General features: G+C 71.7%; 22 protein-coding genes and 1 tRNA gene. 10 read left to right on the plus strand and 13 right to left on the minus strand.

Features of this window, described 5'->3' with window-relative positions:
* Positions 1 to 494 precede the first annotated feature (494 nt).
* Complete coding sequence (locus ACH4U8_RS39035; protein ID WP_395782871.1) at positions 495 to 830, plus strand: integrase core domain-containing protein; 336 nt, start codon at positions 495 to 497, stop codon at positions 828 to 830.
* A 517-nt stretch (positions 831 to 1,347) separates the two neighbouring features.
* On the opposite strand, the gene ACH4U8_RS39040 is transcribed toward ACH4U8_RS39035, so the two are convergent.
* On the minus strand, positions 1,348 to 2,457 hold the full coding sequence (locus tag ACH4U8_RS39040) for an ABC transporter ATP-binding protein (protein WP_395782872.1): 1,110 nt from the start codon (positions 2,455 to 2,457) through the stop codon (positions 1,348 to 1,350).
* A 244-nt stretch (positions 2,458 to 2,701) separates the two neighbouring features.
* Here ACH4U8_RS39040 and ACH4U8_RS39045 point away from each other — a divergent pair, with 244 nt between their 5' ends.
* Complete coding sequence (locus ACH4U8_RS39045) at positions 2,702 to 3,721, plus strand: LacI family DNA-binding transcriptional regulator (protein WP_360318330.1); 1,020 nt, start codon at positions 2,702 to 2,704, stop codon at positions 3,719 to 3,721.
* A 71-nt stretch (positions 3,722 to 3,792) separates the two neighbouring features.
* On the opposite strand, the gene ACH4U8_RS39050 is transcribed toward ACH4U8_RS39045, so the two are convergent.
* Positions 3,793 to 3,866: transfer RNA gene (locus ACH4U8_RS39050), tRNA-Thr, on the minus strand.
* A gap of 173 nt (positions 3,867 to 4,039) precedes the next feature.
* On the opposite strand from ACH4U8_RS39050, the gene ACH4U8_RS39055 reads away from it, so the two are divergent.
* Positions 4,040 to 4,303, plus strand: coding sequence for a GlsB/YeaQ/YmgE family stress response membrane protein (locus ACH4U8_RS39055; RefSeq protein WP_360318328.1), 264 nt, complete (start codon positions 4,040 to 4,042; stop codon positions 4,301 to 4,303).
* A gap of 70 nt (positions 4,304 to 4,373) precedes the next feature.
* Entirely contained in the window at positions 4,374 to 5,249 is an 876-nt protein-coding gene (locus ACH4U8_RS39060) for an acyl-CoA thioesterase (RefSeq protein ID WP_395782873.1), read from the plus strand.
* Between the two features lie 13 nt (positions 5,250 to 5,262).
* Here ACH4U8_RS39060 and ACH4U8_RS39065 read toward each other — a convergent pair whose 3' ends face one another.
* A complete protein-coding gene (locus ACH4U8_RS39065; protein WP_360318336.1) occupies positions 5,263 to 5,742 on the minus strand; it encodes a flavin reductase family protein in 480 nt (159 codons plus the stop codon).
* A gap of 119 nt (positions 5,743 to 5,861) precedes the next feature.
* The gene (locus tag ACH4U8_RS39070) at positions 5,862 to 7,256 is read right to left on the minus strand and encodes a class I adenylate-forming enzyme family protein (protein WP_395782874.1); all 1,395 of its coding nucleotides are present in this window, start codon (positions 7,254 to 7,256) and stop codon (positions 5,862 to 5,864) included.
* 470 nt (positions 7,257 to 7,726) lie between these two features.
* On the opposite strand from ACH4U8_RS39070, the gene ACH4U8_RS39075 reads away from it, so the two are divergent.
* Positions 7,727 to 9,385: a diguanylate cyclase domain-containing protein gene (locus tag ACH4U8_RS39075; RefSeq protein ID WP_360318321.1), complete on the plus strand. Its 1,659-nt coding sequence runs from the start codon at positions 7,727 to 7,729 to the stop codon at positions 9,383 to 9,385.
* 415 nt (positions 9,386 to 9,800) lie between these two features.
* On the plus strand, positions 9,801 to 10,556 hold the full coding sequence (locus ACH4U8_RS39080; RefSeq protein ID WP_395782875.1) for a hypothetical protein: 756 nt from the start codon (positions 9,801 to 9,803) through the stop codon (positions 10,554 to 10,556).
* A gap of 9 nt (positions 10,557 to 10,565) precedes the next feature.
* Here ACH4U8_RS39080 and ACH4U8_RS39085 read toward each other — a convergent pair whose 3' ends face one another.
* The 6 genes from ACH4U8_RS39085 to ACH4U8_RS39110 all read right to left on the minus strand — a co-directional run bounded on the left by ACH4U8_RS39085 (position 10,566) and on the right by ACH4U8_RS39110 (position 16,367).
* Complete coding sequence (locus ACH4U8_RS39085; RefSeq protein ID WP_395782876.1) at positions 10,566 to 11,336, minus strand: S-adenosyl-l-methionine hydroxide adenosyltransferase family protein; 771 nt, start codon at positions 11,334 to 11,336, stop codon at positions 10,566 to 10,568.
* Between the two features lie 9 nt (positions 11,337 to 11,345).
* On the minus strand, positions 11,346 to 11,693 hold the full coding sequence (trxA, locus tag ACH4U8_RS39090; protein ID WP_360318315.1) for a thioredoxin: 348 nt from the start codon (positions 11,691 to 11,693) through the stop codon (positions 11,346 to 11,348).
* Positions 11,690 to 12,166 carry a MerR family transcriptional regulator gene (locus tag ACH4U8_RS39095; RefSeq protein ID WP_395782877.1) on the minus strand — a complete coding sequence of 159 codons (477 nt, stop codon included), beginning with the start codon at positions 12,164 to 12,166 and terminating at the stop codon, positions 11,690 to 11,692. The genes trxA and ACH4U8_RS39095 overlap by 4 nt, the downstream gene beginning before the upstream one ends.
* Positions 12,167 to 12,274: 108 nt before the next feature.
* The gene (locus ACH4U8_RS39100) at positions 12,275 to 14,659 is read right to left on the minus strand and encodes a glycoside hydrolase family 65 protein (protein ID WP_395782878.1); all 2,385 of its coding nucleotides are present in this window, start codon (positions 14,657 to 14,659) and stop codon (positions 12,275 to 12,277) included.
* A complete protein-coding gene (locus tag ACH4U8_RS39105; protein WP_395782879.1) occupies positions 14,656 to 15,435 on the minus strand; it encodes an HAD family hydrolase in 780 nt (259 codons plus the stop codon). The genes ACH4U8_RS39100 and ACH4U8_RS39105 overlap by 4 nt, the downstream gene beginning before the upstream one ends.
* A gap of 149 nt (positions 15,436 to 15,584) precedes the next feature.
* Positions 15,585 to 16,367 (minus strand): SDR family oxidoreductase, encoded by a 783-nt coding sequence (locus tag ACH4U8_RS39110; RefSeq protein WP_395782880.1) that lies wholly within the window; start codon positions 16,365 to 16,367, stop codon positions 15,585 to 15,587.
* A gap of 399 nt (positions 16,368 to 16,766) precedes the next feature.
* Between ACH4U8_RS39110 and surE the strand changes: the two genes are divergently transcribed.
* Positions 16,767 to 17,720, plus strand: a complete 954-nt coding sequence (gene surE, locus ACH4U8_RS39115) for a 5'/3'-nucleotidase SurE (protein WP_360318304.1) — start codon at positions 16,767 to 16,769, stop codon at positions 17,718 to 17,720.
* A 116-nt stretch (positions 17,721 to 17,836) separates the two neighbouring features.
* Here the strand turns inward: surE and ACH4U8_RS39120 are convergent, their stop codons facing one another.
* A complete protein-coding gene (locus tag ACH4U8_RS39120; protein ID WP_360318301.1) occupies positions 17,837 to 18,568 on the minus strand; it encodes an acyltransferase in 732 nt (243 codons plus the stop codon).
* A 205-nt stretch (positions 18,569 to 18,773) separates the two neighbouring features.
* Between ACH4U8_RS39120 and ACH4U8_RS39125 the strand changes: the two genes are divergently transcribed.
* Positions 18,774 to 19,784, plus strand: a complete 1,011-nt coding sequence (locus ACH4U8_RS39125) for an alcohol dehydrogenase catalytic domain-containing protein (protein WP_395782881.1) — start codon at positions 18,774 to 18,776, stop codon at positions 19,782 to 19,784.
* Positions 19,785 to 19,930: 146 nt separating this feature from the next.
* Complete coding sequence (locus tag ACH4U8_RS39130) at positions 19,931 to 20,572, plus strand: YidB family protein (RefSeq protein WP_395782882.1); 642 nt, start codon at positions 19,931 to 19,933, stop codon at positions 20,570 to 20,572.
* On the opposite strand, the gene ACH4U8_RS39135 is transcribed toward ACH4U8_RS39130, so the two are convergent.
* Positions 20,550 to 21,851, minus strand: coding sequence for a cytochrome P450 (locus ACH4U8_RS39135; protein ID WP_395782883.1), 1,302 nt, complete (start codon positions 21,849 to 21,851; stop codon positions 20,550 to 20,552). The genes ACH4U8_RS39130 and ACH4U8_RS39135 overlap by 23 nt on opposite strands.
* Positions 21,852 to 21,930: 79 nt before the next feature.
* Positions 21,931 to 22,692 (minus strand): SDR family NAD(P)-dependent oxidoreductase, encoded by a 762-nt coding sequence (locus tag ACH4U8_RS39140; RefSeq protein WP_395782884.1) that lies wholly within the window; start codon positions 22,690 to 22,692, stop codon positions 21,931 to 21,933.
* Between the two features lie 213 nt (positions 22,693 to 22,905).
* On the opposite strand from ACH4U8_RS39140, the gene ACH4U8_RS39145 reads away from it, so the two are divergent.
* On the plus strand, positions 22,906 to 23,415 hold the full coding sequence (locus ACH4U8_RS39145) for a MarR family transcriptional regulator (protein WP_360318288.1): 510 nt from the start codon (positions 22,906 to 22,908) through the stop codon (positions 23,413 to 23,415).
* Positions 23,416 to 23,465: the final 50 nt, after the last annotated feature.

Below are 23,465 nucleotides of genomic sequence, written 5' to 3' on the forward strand. Positions count from 1 at the left end.
CCGGCTCGCGACCACCACCCACCCACTCGCTGCGCTCGCGACCCCGCCCCAGGTGTCGGGCCCGACTTACGTTTCGCGCCGGCACGCTTGCTGCGCTCACGACTTCGGCTCGGGCGTCCGGCCCGACCCGCGACCACCGCCCGCCTGCCCGCTGCGCTCGCAACCTCGGCCCGGTCTCGGGCCCGGCTCGCGACCACCACCCACCCACTCGCTGCGCTCGCGACCCCGCCCCAGGTGTCGGGCCCGACTTACGTTTCGCGCCGGCACGCTTGCTGCGCTCGCGACTTCGGCTCGGGCGTCCGGCCCGGCCCGCGACCGCCGCTCACCGGCTCGCTCCGTTCGCGACTTCGGCTCGGGCGTCCGGCCCGGCCCGCGACCACCACCCACCCACTCGCTGCGCTCGCGACCCCGCCCCACGTGTTGGGCCCGGCTTGCGACTGCTGCTCACCAGCTTGCTGTGCTCGCGAGTTCGGGTCAGGTGTCGGACTCGGCCCGTGACCGCCGCCCACCTGCCCGCCGCGTTCGCGACCGGGCTTGATCCACTTTGGCGGACACCTAGAAACACCGGTAGTGAATTCGCCGCGCTCACTGCCGAGTTCGGCAGCCGATCGTCCGTCGGACAGACTGGCCGGTGCCGGGACAACGCACTCGCCGAGTCCTTCTTCGTCACCCTCGAAAGCGAACTCGGGGTCGACCGGCGCCGGCGCAGCCGGGCCGCCGCCCACCACGAGGTCTTCGAGTACAGCGAATCCTGGTACAACCTGCGCAGACTGCACAGCAGCCTCGGCTACCTCAGCCCCGTCGAATACGAAGCCGCCCTCACGGCCTGACCACCACAACGACGGTGTCCGTCAAAGCGGAGCAAGGTCACGACCTCGCCTGGGGTGTCGGGCTCGGCCCACAAACACCCCCCACCGGCTTGCCCCGCTCGCGACCCGGACCAGACATCAGCCCGACTCACGACCCGGCGCCTGCCCGCCGCACCCGCGACCCGTGCCGCCCACTCGCCCCGCTCACGACTCGGGTCAGGTGTCGGCCCGGCTTACGACTCGGGCTTGCCCGCCCGCTGCGCCTGCGGCCCCGGTCTGCCTGGTCGCCGCGTCCGCAACCCGGACCACCACTCGCCCCGCTTCACGACCCGGACCGGACATCGGCCCCGACTCACGACCCGCCCCGACCCGCCCGCGACCCAGACCACCACTCGCCCCCGACCGACCGGCCCGCCGCACCCGCGACCCGACCTCACCCGCCCGTCCGGCCCTCCGGCATGTAGTCCGAACGCGCCTCGCCCCCGACCCCCCACCTACCCCGGTGGGGGTGGGGGGTCGGGGGCGAGGGGGTGATGGATCAGTCGTGCAGGCGTTCGCCGGACTTGGTGGAGAAGAGGTGGGTTTCGCCGACGGTCGGGACCACGTGGAGGACGCCGCCCTTTTCCGGGACGTCGCGGCCGGGGACGCGGACGACCAGGGGCTTGGTTTCGCCGTCGATGGTGACCGAGCCGTAGACGAAGGCGTCCGAGCCGAGCTCCTCGACGACGTCCACGGAGACCGCGAGGCCCTTGGCGTCCTTGTTCAGGCCCTCGGCCGAGTTGATCTTCAGGTGCTCGGGGCGCACGCCCAGGGTCACCTTCTTGGCGCCCTCGGCCACCGCCGCCTCGCGGGCCTCGCGGGAGACCGGGACGACCGCGTCGCCGAAGCGGATGCCGTCCTCGGCGAGGTCGACCTCGATCAGGTTCATCGCGGGCGAGCCGATGAAGCCGGCCACGAACACGTTGGCCGGGCGGTCGTACATGTTGCGCGGGGTGTCGACCTGCTGGAGCAGACCGTCCTTGAGCACCGCGACGCGGTCGCCCATGGTCATCGCCTCGACCTGGTCGTGCGTGACGTAGACGGTGGTGATGCCCAGGCGGCGCTGGAGGCCGGCGATCTGGGTACGGGTCTGCACGCGGAGCTTGGCGTCCAGGTTGGACAGCGGCTCGTCCATCAGGAAGACCTGCGGCTCACGGACGATCGCGCGGCCCATCGCGACGCGCTGGCGCTGACCGCCGGAGAGCGCCTTCGGCTTGCGGTCGAGGTATTCGGTGAGGTCGAGGATCTTCGCGGCCTCTTCGACCTTCGCGCGGATCTGCTTCTTGTCGACGCCGGCGATCTTGAGCGCGAAGCCCATGTTCTCGGCGACCGTCATGTGCGGGTACAGCGCGTAGTTCTGGAACACCATCGCGATGTCGCGGTCCTTGGGCTCCAGGTTGGTGACCTCGCGGTCGCCGATGTGGATCGAGCCGCCGGTGACCTCCTCGAGACCCGCGAGCATGCGCAGGGAGGTGGACTTTCCGCAGCCGGAGGGGCCGACGAGAACCAGGAACTCGCCGTCGGCGATCTCCAGGTCCAGCGCGTTGACGGACGGGCGCTCGGCGCCCTTGTAGGTACAGGTCGCCTGCCTGTAGCTGACCGTGGCCATGGTGATGTGTCCTTCCACCGGCAGGAACGTGCCGGACGATCCGAGTGGAGGGTGAAGTACCCGGTGCCGAACGACCGCGTCGCGCTGGGCGAGTGGTCTAGTCCATTCTTGACGGACTGCGATCACCGTACCCGGGCGCACGGGATCTGTCAGCAGTCCGGAGCGGTCGGGATCGTCCGAAATGTTTTGCGTGACCCGCAAAGCCCTGCGAAATCCTGCTGAAAGTCTCACTAGGCTGCGGGGCATGAAGGCTCGGTTGGCGGACATCGCAACGCAGGCAGGGGTCAGCGAGGCGACCGTGAGTCGGGTGCTCAACAGCAAACCCGGAGTCGCGGACGACACTCGGCGTGCCGTCCTGACCGCCCTCGACGTGCTCGGCTACGAACGACCGGCCCGCCTGCGGCGGCGCAGCGCGGGCCTGGTGGGGCTGATGCTCCCGGAGTTGGACAACCCGATCTTCCCGGCGTTCGCGCAGGTCATCGAGCGGGCGTTGGCGCACCACGGGTACACGCCGGTGCTGTGCACGCAGACCCCGGGCGGGGTCACCGAGGACGACTACACCGAACTGCTCCTGGAACGCGGGGTGTCCGGGATCGTCTACGTCTCCGGCCTGCACTCGGACTCGGGCGCGGACCTGTCCCGCTACCTGCGCCTGGTCGAGCGCGGTCTGCCGATGGTGTTCGTCAACGGCTTCGCGCCCGGGGTGGACGCGCCGTTCATCTCCAGCGACGAGGCGGTCGCGGTGGAGTTGGCGATAGGGCACCTGGCCTCGCTGCGGCACACCGCGATCGGGCTCGCGGTCGGACCGGAGCGGTATGTGCCCACCGCGCGCAAGATCGCCGGTTTCCGGCACGGGCTCGCCGAGCGGTTCGGGGTCCTGGATGCGGACGGCTGGATCGAGCGTTCGCTGTTCTCGGTCGAGGGCGGGCAGGCCGCGGCGGGCGCGCTGCTGGCGCGGGGTGCGACGGCGATCGTGTGCGGCAGCGACCTGATGGCGCTCGGCGCGGTGCGGGCGGCGCGCGAGCGCGGATTGCGGGTGCCGCAGGACGTCTCGGTGGTGGGCTACGACGACTCGCCGCTGGTGGCGTTCACCGATCCGCCGCTGACCACGGTGCGCCAGGCGGTACAGGCGATGGGCGCGGCGGCGGTGCGCGCGCTGCTCGACGAGATCGGCGGCGGCCGGGCGCCGCGTACCGAACTGATCTACCGCCCCGAGCTGGTCGTCCGCGCCTCCACCGGCCCGGCGCCGGACCTGCGCCGCTGATCGACGGCGAGTACGCGTCCGGGGAGACGAACGGGCCGCCGTCCGCGTCTCGCGGATGGCGGCCCCTGGTGAGCCCCGAGTCGGGTTCGAACCGACGACCCCGCGCTTACAAGGCGCGTGCTCTGGCCAACTGAGCTATCGGGGCGTGTACCGGACCATTTTGCACCGTGGCCACCCGGCAGGCGCAACCACCTTAGGGCTTTGGGGCTCGGGTGTGTTCGCGTTAACGCGTGGTGATCGTGGGGAACAGGAGACACCTGTCCGGAAAAGTCCGGACTGATGTGGTCCGTACGCGTGCCGCCGTCCGTGGAGGAACCCGTGACATTCGTTGGTTTGATCATCGCCGGGGTCATCATCGGCGCGCTGGGCCGGCTCTTTCTTCCCGGCAGGCAGAAGATCGGCTTCCTGGCCACGATGGCGGTGGGCATCGTGGGCACGCTGATCGGCTACGGCATCGCCGCCGGGCTGGGAGTCGAGGAGACCAGGGGGGTCGACTGGCTCCGGTGGATCATCAGCATCGCGGTCGCCGCGTTCCTGGTGTCGCTGGTCGTGAAGTTCACCGGAAAGGGTGCGCGGCGCTGACCCACCGCAGAACTGACGGTCCGTCAGGGGCGGTGCGGGCGGCGGCTCGGCGGGCTGCGATCATGCGCGCATGGCTGGTGGAGTGTCGATGTGGCCGAGCATCGCGACGGAAGACCTGGTGGACGCGCTGGAGTTGGCGCCGGTGGGGCCCGCGGACCCGGGTGGGCCCGGCGCGGTGGTCACCTTCGGGGCGCGCAACATCGTGACCCCGATCCCGCGCACGCTCGGCGCGCAGGTGCTGGCGCAGACCGTGGTGGCGGCCGAACGGGTGGTCCCGCACATGGCGGTGCAGACGCTCCAGGGCGTGTTTCCCCGGGCCGGCGATCCGGCCGAGCCGGTGCGGGTGCGGGTCGAGCGGCTGCACCAGGGCCGGTCCGCGGCGATGCTCCAGGTGGGCTTTCGGCAGGGCGCGCACGAGCACTACCGGGCGTTCGTGACGCTCGGCGTGCGCGGACCCGAATTGGTGCGGCACGCCGACCCGCTGCCGGCGCGGGTGCCGGGGCCCGAGGAGTGCGCCGAGTTGTCGGTGCCGATGTTGCCGTGGGAGGTGCGCACGGTGGGCGGGGCGGACGCGTTGGCTCCGGAACTGGCCGGGCCGCCGCGCCTGGACCTGTGGACGCGATGCGTGGGGGTCGAGGACACCGCGACCATGGCCCGGGCGGTCCTGGCCTGGACGACCGAGGGTTTCCTGGGCCCGGTGGCGCTGCGGCCGTATCCGCGCGCCGAGATCGAGCGGCGCGGCGGGCGCTCGATGTCGGTGGCGCTGGCCCAGAACATCACCTTCCACGAGGACTTCTCCGCGCACGAGTGGCTGCTGCTGCGCTGCGCGAGCGAGTACGCGGGCGACGGTCGCATGCACGGGCGGATCCGGGTGTTCACCCGGGACGGTCGCCTGGTGGCCTCGGTGACCGCGGACGGCCTGATGCGCCCGGGGCCGCGGCCGTGAGCGTGCTGCGGCCTCAGCCCAGACCCTGGTAGCGGCCCCGGAAGTGCAGCAGGGGCGGGCCTTCCGGGCTGGGCATTTCCACGGCGAGCACCTCGCCGACGAACAGGACGTGGTCGCCGGCCTCGACCACCCGGTGGGTGCGGCACTCCAGGGTGGCCAGGGCGCCGCCGACCAGCGCGGCGCCGGTGATCGGGCCGCGGCGGTGCGGGATGTCGGCGAACATCAGTCGGTCGCTGATCCGGCCCGGGATGGCGAAGCGGCCGGCGACGTGTCGTTGGCTCTGCGCGAGCAGCGACACCGCCCACAGCGGTTGTTCGTCCAGTACGTCGCGCATCCGGGCCTCGCGACGCAGGCTGATCAGCACCAGCGGCGGGTCCAGCGACACCGACATGAACGCGGTCGCGGTCATCCCCACGTCGTCCACGGGGCCGCCGTCCTCGGGGTCGCCCTCGACGGCGGTGAGCAGCACCACGCCGGCGGCGAATCGGGACATCGCGGCCTTGAAGGCGGCTTCGTCGACGGGCGGCGGCGGGGTCTGGGACACGGATCCAGGGTATGCGGCCCGGACGCCGGGGCCGGGATCCGCCCTTCCCGCGCGGCGCCCCGGACCCGTCAGCGGCCCGCCGTGATCTCCCGGGCCAGGTCCTCGCGGCGGCCGGCGCCGGAGGGCAGTTCGTCGGCGTAGAAGACGCGCACCGGGTGCTTGTACTCGGCCAGGCCGGCCTCCGCACACGCGGTGCGCAGCGCTCCCGGGCCCGGGACCCGGGCGGGGTCCTCGGCGACCACCACGGCGCCGAGCAGCCGGCCGTCGGTGGGGTGCGGCAGGCCGATGACCGCGACGTCCCGGACGTCCGGGTGGGCCTTGAGGACCCGTTCCACCTCGCCCGGACCCACCGTGTGGGCGCCGACCCGGATCAGCTCGGCCGCCCGGCCGGTCACCGTCAGCACGCCGCCGGCCTCGTCGAGCACGGCCAGGTCGCCGGTGCGGTACCAGCCGTCGGCGAGCACCTCGGCCGTGGCCTTCGGGTCGTCGGCGTAGCCGTCGAACAACAGCGGACCGCGCACGCACATCTCGCCGTCCGGGTCCAGCGCGACATAGTGCAGCGGGCCGGGGATCCCGCAGGCGCCCGGGTGGGCGAACACCTCGGGGCCGGACAGCGCGGTGAGCGGGCCGGTCTCGGGCGTGTCGTGCACGACCCGCACACATGCGTTCGGCGCGATCCGGGCGATGTCCGCGAGCACCGCGGCCTCGGTCGGCTCGGTGTCGGCGAACCGCAGGGTGTCCAGCGTCTCGTCGTCGGCGGGCTGCTCGGCCTCGGTCTCGGCCAGCGCCCGCCACACCGCGGGTGCGGCGGTGAGCCGGGTGGCGGCGTGTTCGCGCACCGCCGCGCGCAGGGCGGTCGGATCGCCGCCGGGCACCAGGACCAGGGTGTCCCGGGCGTGCCACTGGGCGAGTGCGAGCGTCCAGGTCCGGCCGTCGGCCAGGTCGGCCGCGAGCACGTGCGTCCCGCGCGACTCGGCGAGCGCGCCCGGGTGCGAGCGCAGCACCAGCACGCGGTGCGACAACGACGCGCCGCGGGGGCCGGCCGGGGCGATCAGGCACGGGTCGGTCTCGGTCGGCTCGACGTCGGCCGGCTCCGGCAGGTCCTCGGGGTCCTCGTCGTCCAGGTCGGCGATCAGCGCGTCGGCCTGTTCGGCCGAGTCCAGGACCAGGGCGGGTGCGTACGCGTCGGGATCTTCCGGGTCGGCGGGCACCAGCACCGCCCCCAGTCGGGCGATGGCGGCGAACAGCGGTACCGCCGCGATGCCCGCGCCGGCCGAGATCGGGCCGCAGCCGACCCGGTCGCCCGCCGCCAGACCCAGGGCGAGCAGCCGGCGCAAGCCGAGTTCCGCCGCCGCGTCCAGTTCGGCGAACGTCAGCGAGCGCCCGCCGAGCACGACCGCGGTTCGGTCCGGGACGGCGCGGGCCGCGTTCGCGAAGACCTCCCCGACGACCAGACCGGTCATCGCCCCACCCCCGTCGTTCGACGCGCCGTTGTGTTCGCCGTATCGGCCCGTGCGACGCGCGCGCAAGATCGTACGGAAACCTGACGGACGTACCGTAGGGACTTCGTATGCCCGCTGGGAAGAGCGGCCGGTGATCTTGCTCCGGATCGACTGTGCCTCAGCTCGCTGACGCATAGCGAACGGCCTGCGGGGAATCTGATTGGTCGTCAGGTCGACTCGGCGAACCCTGGGGTTAGTTCCCGAAAATGGGCTCCCGCCTCGTACGATGCGCGGTGGATGCCGGCGGAGGGGGCGATTCCGGGGCGGCTCGGCGGTCCGACTCGATACGGTATGAAGCGTGAGGTGGCTCACAGTGACAGTCTGATCGATGACGGAACGTCGCCAATTCGAAGCCCGCTGTGATTCAGTTTCTCTGGTAAACGGACGATATCTGTTCAGAAGACACCGGCGTCGACCCCTGGGGGAGACCCATGACAGCCGAGACGGAGACCCACGTCCGGTTGGCGACTTTGCGCCTTTTGAACCGCGTCGTCGCCGACCTGAACGCCACGCGCGATCTCAAGGACACCCTGCAAGCCGTCGTCGACGGCGTGGTTTCGGGCCTGGGGTTCGGGGTCGCTGCGGTCAATCTCGTCCGCGCCGACGGCGACCTCGAGGTCGCGGCGGTGGCCGGCAACGACGAGCTGCGCAAGGCGATGGCCGGCCAGATCGGTTCGCGCGAGGGCTGGGATCGCATCCTGGCCGCCGCCGAGCCGTGGGGACCGCTGCGCTTTCTCGGGCACCGCTCGGGGCTGGCCGACGTGGGGGACGTCCCGAGTTGGATACCGGACCTGCCGATCGGGGACCACCCCGAGGCGTGGCATCCACGCGACGCGCTGCTCGCGCCGCTGCACACGCCCGAGGGCGATCTGGTCGGCGTGTTGTCGGTGGACCTGCCGGTGGACGGGCTGCGGCCCGCCCCCTGGCGGCGCGAGGTGCTGGGCATGTTCGCCGCGCAGGCGGCGATCGCGGTGGACAACGCGCGGCTGCGCAGCGACATGCAGCGCGCGGTGGCCCGCCTGGAGCGCGAGCAGTTGGCGTTGCGGGCCAGCGAGGAGAGCTTCCGGCAGGCCTTCGAGTACGCGCCCAGCGGCATGGTGATGACCGGTGTGCGCGGGCACGAACAGGGCCAACTGCTGCGGGCCAACGACGCGTTGTGTCGGATGCTGGGCTACCCGGCGCCGGTGCTCAAGCGGCTCGGGCTGGGCGCGTTGGCGCACCCGGAGGATCGGCCGCTGCTCGCCGGGCACCTGGGCGGGACGGTGCCGGTGGCGGGCTGTACCGAGCTGCGTCTGGCACGCAGCGACGGTACGTATCGGTGGGTCTCGCTACGCACCTCGCAGGTCGCGGACGGGCTCGGCGACCTGCGGTTCGGGTTGACCCACGTGGAGGACATCGAGGATCGCAAGCAGCGCGAACAGGCGCTCGTGCACGAGGCCAGCCACGATCCGCTCACCGGCCTGCCGAACGGGCGCGAGCTGCGGGCCAGGCTGGCCGCGCGGTTCGGCCCGGGCGCCGCGCTGCCCGACGCGGCGCCGGTCCCGGTCCCGGCCGCTGCGACTGCGGCGGTCGGGGCGGTCGGCGAGGTGCGCGAGCCGTACGCGGACGAGTGGGCGGTGCCCGCCGGCGCCATTCTGAGCATCCCCGAGGGCGCGGTCGTGGTCGTGGACGAGCCGCCCGCCGCCGAGCGTCGCGGCGTCGCGCTGTTGTTCTGCGACCTGGACGGGTTCAAGCACATCAACGACAACTTCGGCCACCACATCGGCGACGTGGTGCTCAAGGCGGTCGCCGAGCGGCTCACCGCCGCGGTGCGCGAGGGCGACACGGTGGCCCGGCTCGGCGGCGACGAGTTCGTCGTGCTCGCCGACGGGATCGGGCGCGAGGAGGCGGAGGAGATGGCGGTGCGGCTGCGCCGCGCGTTGTCCGTGCCGATCCCGGCCGAGGGCCTGGCGGTGCCGCTGGAGGGCGCGAGCTTCGGGATCGGCTGGGCGGAGGAGGCCGCCGAACCCGAGGATCTGCTGCGGATCGCGGACGAACACATGTACGCGAACAAGCGGCGTCGCGACCGGGCCCAGCGTCGGGCGGGCTGAGCGGGGCCGGACGGCCGGTCGGACCCGACGCCTGTGCGGGCCACTCCACGATGGTGGATCTATTGGGCGTCTCGGGTGAATTCGGTCACCGCGTGGCCGGCCGGTCGGGGCCGTGCGCCGGGGGCGCGAACGGGCTGTGAGTGGGTGTACGAGCGGTCGCCATACGCATCAGTAGGGCCTTTTCGTGACAGTCCCGTCACGCGGACAACGCCACTTGCCCTACCCGTCGCCCGTTAGTGTGATGCCTGATATTGGCAAAGCCTGGCCTGGCGCACGTAGGGAGGACTACCCGATGACGGCGGGTACCAACGGTGAACCTGAAGACCCGTACGGGTACCTCTATCGGCCGGCGCCGGGTGAGGAAGCGGCCGAGGGGACAGGGACAACCGGTGCGTACGGTTCTTCCGCCAATCGCATGATGCCGCAATACGTGCAGGTCGGGCAGATGAATTACGCGCAGCCCCCCGCGCACACCCAGCCCCAGGCGGCGATCCCGGCCCAGCACGAACACGGTGGCGCGCAGTCCCCGCCGCACTCCCCGCCGCCGAGCACGGGCGGCGCCGGCGGCGGTCGTGGCGCGGTGATCGGTGCGGCGGTGGCGATCGTGCTCGTGATCGCGGTGGTCGCGGGTGTGTTGTTGACGCGCGGCGACGGCGACAAGAAGGAGAAGGCGTCGCCGACCACCGCGAGCGGCGGTCCCAGCTCCCCGCCCCAGTCGCAGAGCGCGCCGCCCTCCAGCGCGCCGTCCACGGCACCGGGCGGCAAGTTCGCCGTGCTGGAGGCGGAGGACGCCTCGCCGAGCGGGGGCGCGGTCGCGGTGCCCGGTGTCCCCAACTCCTCGGGCAAGGGCATGTTGGACATGTCGGCGCCGGGGTCGACCATCACGTGGAAGGTGGAGGTACCCAAGAAGGGCACCTACTACCTGGCCGTGAAGTTCCTCAACGCGGGCACCGAGCAGCAGAACCTGTCGATCCGGGTGAACGGCAAGGACACCTCGAACAAGGTGAAGCTCAAGAACTACGGCACGGCGACCAGCGTCACCGGCACCTGGAACATGGTGCAGCTCAACGAGGGTTCGAACGACGTCGCGCTGACCTGTGGAACCGGGGACAGCTGCAAGGCGGCCCTGGACCAGGTGTGGTTCGAGAACCAGCAGCCGAACCTCAAGTAGCGGCCGAATTCACGTGGCGGCCGAGACGCCGACCCGGTCCCCGGCCCGCACGCCCAGCAGCCGGGCCGCGTCGCCGCCGTTGACCGAGATGGCCAGCAGCCCCGCCGAGTCCTGATAGCCGACCAGTTCCCCGGCGGGCGCCTCGCCGAAGGTGCCGCGCAGGGGAACCGGGTAGGTGCGCTCGCCCACCTCGACCCGCAACACGTCGACGCCGGCGAACTCGGCCGGCGTGTAAGCGAGTTGCACGTTGCCGAAGTGGTCGACCGTGAGCACCTCGCCGGGCGCCGGGGCGGTCTGCTCGACCGGGTCGCCCACCGGCGGGCCGACCTCGGCGAGCGGCGTGCCGAGCGCGAGGTGGGCGGCGACCGGCGCGAACACGTCCCGGCCGTGGAAGGTCCGGGAGACCTTCGCCAGGGTGAGCGCCGGGTTGGTGATCTCGCGGATCTCCTCGATGCCGCCCAGCGCCTGCGCGGCCCACGGGAGCAGGCCGTTGTCCGGCCCGACCAGCAGATGGCCGCCCGCGCGCAGCACCAGCGCCCGCCGCGCGGTGCCCACGCCGGGATCGACCACCGCGATGTGCACGCTGCCCGGCGGGAACCACGGCACGGTCTGGGCCAGCACCAACGCGCCGCGGCGCACGTCCCCGGGCGGCACCAGGTGGGTCACGTCCACGACCGGTACGGCGGGTGCCAGGCCGGCGATCACGCCGTGGCACGCGGCCACGAAGCCGTCGGCGAGTCCGTAGTCGGTGGTGAAGGTGATCCGGTGGGCGCTGGTCATTTCGGCAAGTTACCCCGCGACGGCCGGGTTCTCCCCGAGCACGCCCGCGAGTTCGGCCAGGATCCGGCGCTTGGGCCGCGCCCCGACGAACTGTCGTACCGGCTCGCCGCCCTGAAAGACCATGAAGGTCGGCATGGACAACACGCCGTAGCGGGCGGCGACGGCCGGGTTGCGGTCGACGTCGAGCTTGGCCACCGCCAGGCCCGGCTCCTCGATCGCGATCTGCTCCAGCACCGGTGCCATCTGACGGCACGGCCCACACCATTCGGCGGTGAACTCGACCAGGGTCGGCCGGTCGGCGCGCAGCACCGCGGTGTCGAAGTCGGCGTCGGTGGCGTCGTGGACGTTCGTGGTCATCGGGACTCCTTGGTGAGCGGGCCGGTGGTCAGCGCGCAGCGGGGCTCCGGCGGGTCGGGCAGGGTGGCGGCGGCGAAGGCGGCCGGGGTGGTGGGCCGGTCGGCGCGCTCGCCGGCGGCGTGCGCGCGTTCGGTCTGGTCGAGCTGGGCGACCAGATGGGCCCGGATGCCCTGCATGCGGTCGATGCAGGCGTCGAGCTCGGCGAGCTTGCGTCGGTAGACCGCGACCGACGCGGGGCACTCGTCGCCCGCGTCGTGCCCGGCGCGCAGACACTCCACGAACGGGCGGGTCTCCTCCAGATCGAAGCCGATGCCCAGCAGCGCGCGGATCTCGCGGACCAGTCGGGCGTCGTCCTCGTCGTAGTCGCGGTACCCGCTGCTGTTGCGCCGAGCGGACAGCAGACCGCGTTCCTCGTAGTAGCGCAGGGTTCGGGTGCTGGTCCCCGCGCGCTCCGCCAGTTCTCCGATGCGCATGTTCGAAACGGTAGACCTTGACGTTGACGTGAAGGCCAGGGGTTCGGGGCGGCATCGGTGCGGCCGGGTGATCGCCGGCCGAGTCCGCGGGCTCGGCCGGCGGGTCGGTCAGCTCGGGCTCGGGCCCGTGGCGTGGGTGTCGGGGGCGCCCTGGCGATGCACCGGGGCGCGGCCCGCGGGCTGGCGGGGCGGGGTGTCCCGGGTGAGCGGGGGGATGTTCAGCGTTATCGACTTGCCCGGGATCAGTACGTGCTTCTCGCCGTGGTGCAGGAACGGCAGCTCGTCGCCCTCGCGCAGCGTGTACGTGGTCTGCTCGTGGGTGGTCTGCACCCGCAGCCGGGCGCCGCGCACCGACAGCGAGAAGGCCAGCCCGGTCAGGCCGATCGGCAGGCGCGGCTTGAACGACATGCACTCGCCGTGGTCGCGCAGCCCGCCGAAGCCCGCGACCAGCGCCATGCAGGTGCCCGCGAGGGAGGCCATGTGCAGGCCGTCCTTGGTGTTCTTGGCCAGGTCGTGCAGGTCCATCAGGGCGGCTTCGGCGGTGTAGTCCAAGGCCAGTTCGAGGTGGCCGACCTCGGCCGCCAGGACCGCCTGGGTGCAGGCCGACAGGGACGAGTCGCGCACGGTCAACGCCTCGTAGTAGTCGAAGTTGCGGCGCTTCTGCTCGTCGGTGAACGCGTCGCCGCGCACCTGCATGGCCAGTACCAGGTCGGCCTGCTTGACCACCTGCTTGCGGTAGATGTCGAAGTACGGGTAGTGCAGCATCAGCGGATAGTGGTCCGGCGGGGTGTTCTCGAAGTCCCACATCCGGTGCTTGGTGAAGCCGTCGGCCTGCGGATGCACCCCCAGGTCCTCGTCGTAGGGGACGTACATCGCGTGCGCCGCGTCGCGCCAGCTCGCGGTCTCCTCGCTGTTCACCTCCAGCGCGCGGGCCTCGTGCGGGTGGCGTGCCACCGCGTCGGCGGCGGCCAACAGGTTGGACTGTGCCATCAGGTTGGTGAACACGTTGTTGTCGGCGAGCGCGCTGTATTCGTCCGGGCCGGTCACGCCGTTGATCCGGAACCGGCCGGCCGCGTCGTGGTGGCCGAGCGAGCGCCACATCCGGGCCGTCTCGATCAGGATCTCCAGGCCGAAGTCGCGCTCGAAGTCCCGGTCACCGGTGGCCCGCACGTAGCGCGCGACGGCGACCGCGATGTCCGCGCCGATGTGGAACGCCGCGGTGCCGGCCGGCCAGTAGCCGGAGCACTCCTCGCCGCGAATCGTCCGCCATGGGAACAGGGCGCCGGCCAGGCCCAGTTGGGCGGCGCGCTCGCGGGCCAGCGGCAGCGTCGAATGCCGCCAGCGCAGCGCCTGCGCGACCGCGTGCGGCAGCCCGTACGTGAGCACCGGCAGCACGAACACCTCGGTGTCCCAGAAGCAGTGCCCGTCGTATCCGGGTCCGGTCAGCCCCTTCGCCGGGATGGCCCGCTCCTCGGCCCGGGCACCCGCCTGGAGCACGTGGAACATCGCGAACCGCACGGCCTGTTGCAGCTCGACGTCGCCCTCGACCTCGATGTCGGAGTTGTCCCAGAACTGCTTGAGGTAGCCGCGCTGCTCGTCGACCAGCCCGTGCCAGCCGGTGTACCGCGCGGCGGTCAACGCGGCGGCGACCTGGTCGCGCAGCGCGGGCAGCGAGCGGGTGGAGGACCAGCCGTAGGCGATGTACTTCACGATTCGCAACTTCTGCCCGCGGTCGAGCAACGTGGTCACGCTGAAGCGGGCCAGGTCGGCGGCGCTCTCGGGCTCCACGTACATGCCCTCGGGGCCGTCGACCTCGTGGTCCATGCCGACCGCGACGCGCAGTCCGCTGTGCTCGGTGCGGTGCACCAGGATCGCCTTGGTGCCGTTGTGCGTGTGCTCCTCGGCGCGCAGCGGCGCCTCCAGGACGGCGGCGGCGCGCGGGTCGGCGTTCGGCAGCGGCAGTTCCTCGTTGGTGACCAGCTCCGACTGGAGCACGATCCGGGCCGGGCCGTCTATCGGTTCGATCACGTACTCGATCGCGGCGATCGAGCGTTGGGTGAGCGAGACCAGCCGCTTGGAGGTGACCCGGACGGTCCGGCCGGCCGGCGAGGTCCACAACGCGCGGCGGTGCAGGACCCCCTCGCGGAAGTCGATCGAGCGTTCGTGGTCCTGGGTCTGGCCGTAGCGCAGGTCGAACGGCTCGTCGTCGACCAGGAGTCGGATGATCTTGCCGTTGGTGACGTTGATGACGCTTTGGCCCGACTCGGGATAGCCGTATCCGGCCTCGGCGTAGGGCAGTGGGCGCAGTTCGAAGACGCCGTTGAGGTAGGAGCCGGGCAGGCCGTGCGGTTCGCCCTCGTCGAGGTTGGCCCGCAGGCCGATGTGGCCGTTGGAGAGCGCGAACACCGACTCGGACTGGGGCAGGCGGTCCAGGTCCAGGGTCTGCTCGGTGATCCCCCACGGCTCGATCGTGTAGGGGTTTCCGGTGTTCATGCCGTGCCTTCCGCCGAGGTCCGGCCGCCCGGTCGGTCGCCGGGCGCGGGGTCGAGGAGTTCGTCGAGATCCGCGACGACCACGTCCGCGCCGTGTCGGCGCAACTCTTCGGCCTGACCGACCCGGTCCACGCCGATCACCTGCCCGAAGTCGCCGGCCCGGCCGGCCGCGACGCCGGCCAACGCGTCCTCGAACACGGCCGCGTGCGCGGGGGCCACGCCCAGGGCCTTCGCGCCGGCCAGGAAGGTGTCCGGCGCGGGCTTGCCCGCGAGGCCGTCGCGTTTGGCCACCACGCCGTCCACGATCGCGTCGAACAGGTCGTGGATGCCCGCCGCGCGCAACACGTCCTCGCAGTTCGCGCTGGAGGACACCACGGCGCTGGGCAGCTTCGCCGCGCGTGCGGCGTGCACGTAGCGCACCGAACCGGGGTAGACCTCCACGCCCCGGTCGTGGATCAGCCGCAACACCAGGTCGTTCTTGGCGTTGCTCAACCCGTGCAGGGTGAACGACCCGGGCGGGTCGCCCTCGTCGCCTGTCGGCAGTTCGATGCCGCGCGACTCCAGGAAGGAGCGGGTGCCGTCCAGGCGGGGCTTGCCGTCCACGTAGGTGTCGTAGTCGCGTCTGGGGTCGAACGGGGTGAAGTCGGCGCCGTCGCGTTCGCGCAGGTATCGGTCGAACATCTCCTTCCAGGCGACGCCGTGCACCTTGGCGGTCTGGGTCAAGACCCCGTCGAGGTCGAAAAGAAGCGCTTGGATGGTGTTCGGCAGGCCCAACATGGCGGGTTTACTGCCCCCGATACGGGCTGGTTATCCGTGCGGTGATCTTTTCGGATGACACCCGGGAAGAGATGGCGTGTCACGTGTGGTGCTTGAGCACGTTTTGACCGAAATGATGTTGAATTCCAGAGGTGGCGCGCGTGGGGCGGCTACCGGACCACATGGCCCGCATTGACCAGAAGCATCTGGCCGGTGATGGCCTTGGCGCGGTCCGAGAGGAAGAAGACGACGGCCTCGGCCACGTCGGCGTCGGTGGCCATTTCGGGCAGGGCCATCGGCGCCACGAGGTCGGCGAGCACCTCTGCGGCCGGCACTCCGGCGGCCTGCGCCTGGTAGTTCACGAAGCCCTCCACCGGCGGGCCCCACATCCAGCCCGGGGCCACCGAATTGACCCGGATCCGGTGCGGACCCAACTCGTGGGCCAGGGCGTAGGTGGCGGAGGTGAGACCACCCTTGGACGCGGCGTAGGCCATCTGCGGCGCCTGTGGCGGCGGGACCAACTGGGACTGGGTGGCGATGAAGACCACCGCGCCGCCGCCGGCCTTGAGCGCGGGCAGCGCGGCCTTGGTCATCGCCAGGCTGCCGACCAGGTTGACCTCGACCACCCGGCGCAGGTCGGCGAAGTCGGTCGCCTCCAGCCCGCCGAACACGGTGTCCAGCGCCGCACAGTTGACCAGACCGTCCACCGTGCCGAAGCGTTCCACCGCGAGGTCGACCAGGGCCCGGCAGGTCTCGTGCTCGGTGATGTCGGTCACCGCCCAGGCGACCCGCTTGCCGGTGGGATCGATCTCCTCGGCGACCTTGAACAGGTTGGCCTCGGTCCGCGAACCGAGCACCACGTTGGCGCCGTCGCGCGCGGCGGCCAGGGCCACCCGGCGGCCGAGGCCCGGGCCCACGCCGGAGACGATCACGGTTTTGCCGTCCAGGATCATCACAGCTCCGCCCACTCGACCCGGCCGAGCCGGTCGGCTTGGCTGATGATCCGTCAGATTACGTTCGGGGAAAGGGCTTTGGCCAGACCCGGGCGAGGGGGGTCGGCGCGGCCGCGGCGTGCGCATCCGGACGAACCACCCGGCTCCGCCCATTGCAATGTCCGACCGTTGACCTTATTTTCGCTATCCGCCGGCTGACACGTGTCGAATCGCAGGGTGCATTCCGTCCGATTCACCCCTCCGTACACGTTGTGCGACCCGAATTTCACTCGACCGTCCGGTCGGGTCGGTGACGGGTTTCGTACGGCCGGTCCCGTTCCACGCACAAGACCCGAGTCGTCGAGCCACAGGGTGCGATGTCCCCCGGGCGTGCGGACCTTCTTGCCTACGGAGGACGAGATGGCCATCTTCGGTACGAAACACGTGTTCACCGTCGCGGCGGGTGCCACCGCCGCCGCGCTGCTCGCGGCGAGCGCACCCGTCGCGATGGCGAGCGACGACGCGCGCGGCACCCAGGCGCCGCGCAAGCTCAGCATTTTGATGAGCAACGACGACGGGCAGCAGGCGCCGTTCATCCGCGCGCTGCAACGGGCGCTCAAGGCGGCCGGCCACGACGCGGTGATCGTCGCGCCCGCCACCGACCAGTCCGGCAAGGGCACCGGGATCAACGCGACCCCCGGCGCGATCGTCAAGGCCGCCGAGGTCGAGCCGGGCATCTGGTCGGTCGAGGGCACGCCCGCCGACTCGGTCTCCTTCGCCCTGGCGAACGTGTACCGGGACAAGAAGCCCGACCTGGTGGTCACCGGGATCAACCCGGGCCAGAACATCGGCGCGACCACGAACCACTCCGGCACGGTCGGCGCCTCGATCACGGCCGCGGAGAAGGGGGTCCCGGCGGTCGCGTTCAGCGCCGAGTACAGCACCGCCGACCCGCGCAACCCGTTCCCGCAGATGGCACAGGCGACGGCGTTCGCGACCCGGTTGGTGGACCGGCTCGCGGCCACCGCGAAGCGGACCGGGCCGGTGCTGCCGCTGCACACCACGCTCAACGTGAACTACCCGGCCAAGCCGACCGGCCGGGTGGAGACGACCAACGTCGGCGAGGCCGACGCGCTGAAGGTGAGCTACGTCAAGGACCCGTCCTGCGACACCTGCTACAAGCTCGACCTGGGTCTGGCCTCGGGGGTGACCGAGCCGGTGCGCAACGCGGACACCACCGCGCTCGCCCGGGGATCGGTGTCGATCTCGATGTTGGACGCGGACTGGACGGTGCCGGGTTGGCAGTGGGGGCAGCAGACGCGCGTGTTGGACGCGGTGGGCGTGCAACTGCGGCTGTCCGGCCTGAAGGCGTGATCTCGCGGTGACCCGGGCGGGGCCGGCTTCGGTCGGTCCCGCCCGGATCACCGGACCGGTGTGGCGGCGGCCGGGCGTTTCACGTGGAACCCCCGGGCGGCGGGCTCGATCGGGTGCTACTGGCCGTGGGAGGCGTCGTACTCGCTCAGCAGGGCGACCAGTTCGTCGTGGGTGATCCCGTCCGGGAGCGGCGTGGGGGTGTGCCGCAGCGGCGGGTCCCAGCCGGACTCGGTGCGTCGGCGGACCACCTTCGCGGGCACGCCCGCCACCACGCTGTGGTCGGCGATCGTGCCGCGCACCACCGAACCGGCGGCGACCACCACGTTCCGGCCGAGTTTCGCGCCGGGCAGGATGATCGCACCCGCGCCGATCCAGCTACCCGGGCCGATCTCCACGGTGTCGTTGATCGGCCACTGGGTGCCGATCGGCCGATCCGGGTCGGCGTAGCTGTGGTTCTGGTCGGTGATGTAGATGTACGGCCCGGTCCACACGTCGTCCGCGATGGTGATCGAGCGATGACCGACGATGTGGCTGCCGCGCCCGATCGTGCACCGGTCGCCGATGGTGACCACCGCCGCCGTGCCCAGATCGTGCCCCGGGGCCAGCCCGGCGGACAGCGTGACGTGCTCGCCGATGATGCAGCCGGCGCCGACCGTGATCCATTGCTCGCCGAAGACCGAGCCGACCGGGAAGGCGAGCTTGCTGCGCGCGCCCAACTCCCGGAAGCGGTACGGGCCGGGCTGCTCCGCGGTGATCGAGGCGGCGCGTTGCAGCGCGCGCCAGCCTCGGTGCGCGGCGCTCGAGAGGGCACCCCGGGCGTGCCCGCGCAGGGCTTGCGACAGCGACATGGGGATCACGTTACCGACGCTCGGGCGAGGGTCGGCGAAGCGTGGGACGAAGGTCACGCCGGGCCGATCGGGGCCATCCGGGGGTTGGCTTCCGAACGCTTCTGTAACAGTGTTACTGCGTGTCGCCGGGGTGTTCCGGCGTCGGGTGAGCGAACCAGCCGGGAGAGTGGACATGCGTGCCGTCGTCATCAATGGAACCCGTGACGTGAGTGTGGAGACGGTCGCGGACCCGGTGCTCACCGGTCCGGACGGGGCGATCGTGCGGGTCGAGGCGAGTGCGGTGTGCGGCTCGGACCTGCACTTCTACGAGGGCGAGTTCCCGGCCGCCGGGCTGCGGCCGGGGCACGAGGTGGTCGGCACGGTGATCGAGACCGGCGCCGAGGTGGGCCGGATCGCGGTGGGCGACCGGGTGCTGGTGTCGCCCGTGCTGGGTTGTGGGCGGTGTGCGGGCTGCCGGGTGGGCAATGCGATCGACTGTGTCGGCGGCGGCATGCGGGTGCTCGGCGGCGACCTCGGGCTGCCCGGCGGGCATGCCGAGGCGGTGGCGATCCCGGCCGCCGACGCGTGGTTGTTGCCGGTGCCCGAGGACGTCGCGGTGGACCACGCGGTGCTGCTCACCGACGCGCTGCCGACCGGCTGGACGGCGGCGACCCGGGCCGACATCACGCCCGGCGCGACGGTGCTGGTGATCGGCCTCGGGCCGGTCGGGCTGTACGCGCTGCAGGCGGCCCAGGTGCTCGGCGCGGGCCGGATCCTGGCCGCGGACCGGGTGCCGGCGCGACTGGCGATGGCCGAGCGGCTCGGTGCCGAGCCGATCGACGCGAGCGCGGGCGACCTGGTGCAGCAGGTGTTGGCGGCCACCGGCGGTCGGGGAGCGGACGCGGTGATCGAGGCGGTCGGGCAGGATGCGACGCTGGCCGCCGCGATCGCCTCGGTGCGTACGTCGCACACCGTCTCGGTGGTCGGCGTGGACGCGAACTTCGCGTTTCCGCTCGCCGTGCCGTTGCTGATCATCCGCAACGTCACGCTGCGCTTCAGTACCGCGCCGGTGGCGTCCACCTGGCCGACCCTGATCCCGCTGATCCGGCACGGGCGGCTCGTCCCGGTCGATGTGTTCACCCACCGACTGCCGCTGACCGAGGCGGCGAGCGGATATCGCACCTTCGCCGACCGCACGGACGGCTGCCTCAAGGTGCTCTTCGATCCGACGCGCTGACGGCGCCGGTTGCCCCGCGCCCGGGCGGGGTCGAGCGGGCCGCTTCGTCGCCCGATGGGCGTACTGCCGACGTGCCCACCGCGAAGTGCTGTCCTATTTACCCCACTATGGGAGCCGGATATGGCGACCTGTGCAGGGAGAGACGGATGAGCGGCGGCGGAATGGGCCTTCCCGGTGGACTCGGCGGCCTCCTGGGCGGGATTCTCGGTGGGCGGGGCGGCAGCGGGCATCAGGGGCTGGTCCGGGTGGTGCTGGGCATGCTGACCAAGCAGGGCGGTTCCGGCGGGCTGGGTGCGCTGTTGAACAAGCTCCAGGAGGGCGGCCTGGGGGAGCAGACCAAGTCCTGGGTGGATACCGGGCGCAATCAGCCGGTGAGCGGCAAGGAGATCACCGACGCGCTCGGTGAGGACGAGATGGTCCGGCTGGCCGGCCAGGCGGGGATGACGAAGGAGGAGACCGCCGCGGCGCTCGCGGCGACGTTGCCCGGGGTGGTGGACGCGGTGACGCCCGAGGGTGAGGTGCCGGCCGCCGAGCAGATCGACGCGCTGATCGACCCGGAGGCGGCTCCTGCTTCGGGTGCTTCGGGTGCTTCGGGTGCTTCGGGTGGGTCGGCGGGGGAGGCGGAGCAGGCCGAGGCGGGCGAAGCCGAGGCGGTGGACGAGGATGCGCCGGAGGGCGAAGCTGTGGCCGACGCCGACGCCGACGCCGACGCCGACGCCGACGCCGAAACGGAGCCGGAGTCGGGGCCGGAGCCGGAGGCGGAGGTCAAGCCTGAGGAACGGGCGTGAACTCGCAGTCCATGTGCTTGATGCCGTTGATGAAACTGGAGCGCAGTCGTCGTGGTTCGCCGACCACCCGGATGTCCGGCAGGCGGGCCAGCAACTCCCGGAACAGCAGCGTGATCTCGCGGCGCGCCAGGTGTGCACCCAGGCAGAAGTGCGGGCCCCGGGCGCCGAAGCCGACATGCGGGTTCGGATCGCGGGTGAGGTCGAACCGCCCAGGGTCGGTGAAGACGGATTCGTCCCGATTCGCCGACCAGTAGAACAGCAGCAGTTTGTCGCCGTCGCGCACCCGCTTGCCGTTCAGCTCGGTGTCCCGCGTGGCGGTGCGTCGCATCCACACCACGGGGGAGGCGAGCCGGACGATCTCCTCCACGGCGGTCGGCGCGTAGCGTTCGAAGTCCGATAGCCAGAGTCGGTGTTGGTCCGGATTCTCGGTCAGCAGCCACAGTCCGTGCGAGATCGCGTTGCGGGTGGTCTCGTTCCCTGCGGTCAGCAACAGGATGAAGAACGAGGCGAGTTCGTCCGCGGTCAGGCTCTCGCCGTCGATCTCCGCGTTCACCAGCGCGGAGGTGACGTCCTCGGTGGGGGTGCCGCGCCGGAACTCGCCCAGATTCTTCATCAGTTCGGCGAGTTCGGCGCCGGCGGTGAGCAGCGCCTCGATGTGGCCGCCGCCCTCCTGGGGCACGTACTCCGGGTCCGCGATGCCCAGGATCACGTTCGAGCGATCGAAGACGAAACGATGGTCCTGTTCCGGTATGCCCATCATGTCGCAGATCACCCGGAGCGGGAGGCGGGCCGCGACGTCGGTGACGAAGTCGCACGAGCCGCGTTCGGCCACCTCGTCGACGATGGTCTTGGCGGTGCGGTCCACGTCGTCCGAGAACTTCTTGATCATCCTGGGCGTGAAGGTACGGGCGACGATCCGGCGCAGCCGCTGATGCCGAGGGTCGTCCATTTCGATCATGGAGCCGAAGAACTCACCGAAGCCCGGCGGGAAGTCGGGGATGTGGGTGGAGCCTCGGCCCGAGCAGAAGTCCTCGGGTCGGCGGGTGGCCTCCGCGACGTCCGCGTGCCGGGTCAGCGCCCAGAAGCCGGGGCCGGGCTCCAGCGGGCTCTCCGGCTCCGGGTAGTACGGCATCGGCCAGGTCTCGCGCAGGTGTGCGAAGCCCGCGTCGCGGGCGGCCGGCGGCCCGGACCAGAAGTCCAGATCGGCGAGCGGTACCTGCGCGGGCCAGGTCCGGGGATTGGGGTCGGTGGTGCTCGGTCCAGCCGTCTCGGCCGTCATGCCGGTCACTCCGATCGCGCGTTGTTACTCGCGGGTTCGGTATCAGTCCAGCACACATGCGGGCGCCGATCCAGGGCTCTTAAGTGGTGATCGCGCCACCGTTGACCTGAATGGTCTGGCCGGTGATCCACCCGGCCTCGTCGGAGGCGAGGAAGACGCAGGCCGCGCCCGCGTCCTCGGGGGTGCCGAGCCGGCCGACCGGGATGTGCTTGGCCTGGTCGGCGGTGTGCGCGAGTTCGCGACCGCTGGGGCGGGGGTCCATCAGGCCCAGCGCGACGGTGTTCGCGGTGACGCCCTCGCGCGCGCTCTCCATCGCCAGGTGGCGCATGAACGCGATGGCGCCGCCCTTCGCGGCCCCGTACAGCGAGATGCCGAACGACTGGCCGCTGACGCCCGCGGTCGACGCGATGGTGATCACCCGCCCGAAGCGGCGCGCGCACATCCCGTCCAGCACCGCCTTGGTGCAGGCCATCACGCCGAACAGGTTGACGTCGGCGAAGCGTTGCCAGTCCTCGGGGGCACTTTGGCGGAATTTGGTCGGCCGAAATCCCTCGGTGCCGCCGTTGCCCGCGTTGTTGACCAGGATGTCGATCGGGGCGACCGCGCGTTCGAAGGTGCGTACGGCCAGGAGCGCGGCCTGCGGGTCGGTCACGTCGAACGCGGCGGTGTACGCACGACCGCCGGCGGCGCGGATGTCGGCGCACGTCTGTTCGGCGCGCTCGGGGTCGAGGTCGTTGACCGCGACGATCGCGCCCCGCGCGGCGAGCAGCCGGGCGATGCCCGCGCCGACGCCCTGCCCCGCGCCGGTGACCAGTGCCGACCTGCCGTCGAGTGCGAACACGTGGGTCCCCCGGGATGATCGATGGGCTCGACGACGGCGCTCGCGCACGGCGTCGATCTTGACGCGCGCAGCCAACCATCGGCCCCTACACGTGTCAATGCTGGACTCCATCAATTACCTTCTGTGCGTCGGGATGCACACCTAGACTGTGGAACGCCCGCCTCCGCCATACGAAACCGTACGGCGCTGCTTCCCCTTCGGAGGACTCGTCCAGTGCCCCCGTCAGCCGAGTCGCCCACGCCCTCCTCGGATCGACACGAGGCGCGGCAGCACGTCCAGACCGCGCTCGAACGCCTGATCCGACTCCAGCAGAGCCGTCGCGTGCACGGCGAACTCACCTCCGCCTCGCGCGCCCAGGTCTCGCAACCCGCGGTGGTGTTGCTGGCCCGGTTGCAGGCGGGCGGCGGCGGGCTGGCCATCGGCGATCTGGCCAAGCTCGCCCGGATGGACATGTCGCTGGTCAGCCGGGAGCTGCGCAAGCTGGAGGCCGACGAACTGGTCACCCGGACCACCGACGCGCGGGACGGTCGGATCACCCGGGTGGGACTGACTCCCAAGGGCCGAGGTGTGGTCCGTCGGCTGCGCCGGGTGCGCGATCGGCACTTCGAGGAGGCGCTGTCCGGCTGGACGGACGACGACCTCGCCACGCTCGGCGCGCTGATGGGGCGCTTCGTGGACGACCTGTCCGCGGTTCGCTATCGCGAGGCCGACGAGACGGGCTGAGTCCGCGCCGGTGCGACCGCCGGGCGGGGTTGCGCTGTGCTCGATGCGCG

Origin of the sequence: Embleya sp. NPDC020886, assembly GCF_044333915.1 — a bacterium.
Classification (GTDB): Bacteria; Actinomycetota; Actinomycetes; order Streptomycetales; family Streptomycetaceae; genus Embleya.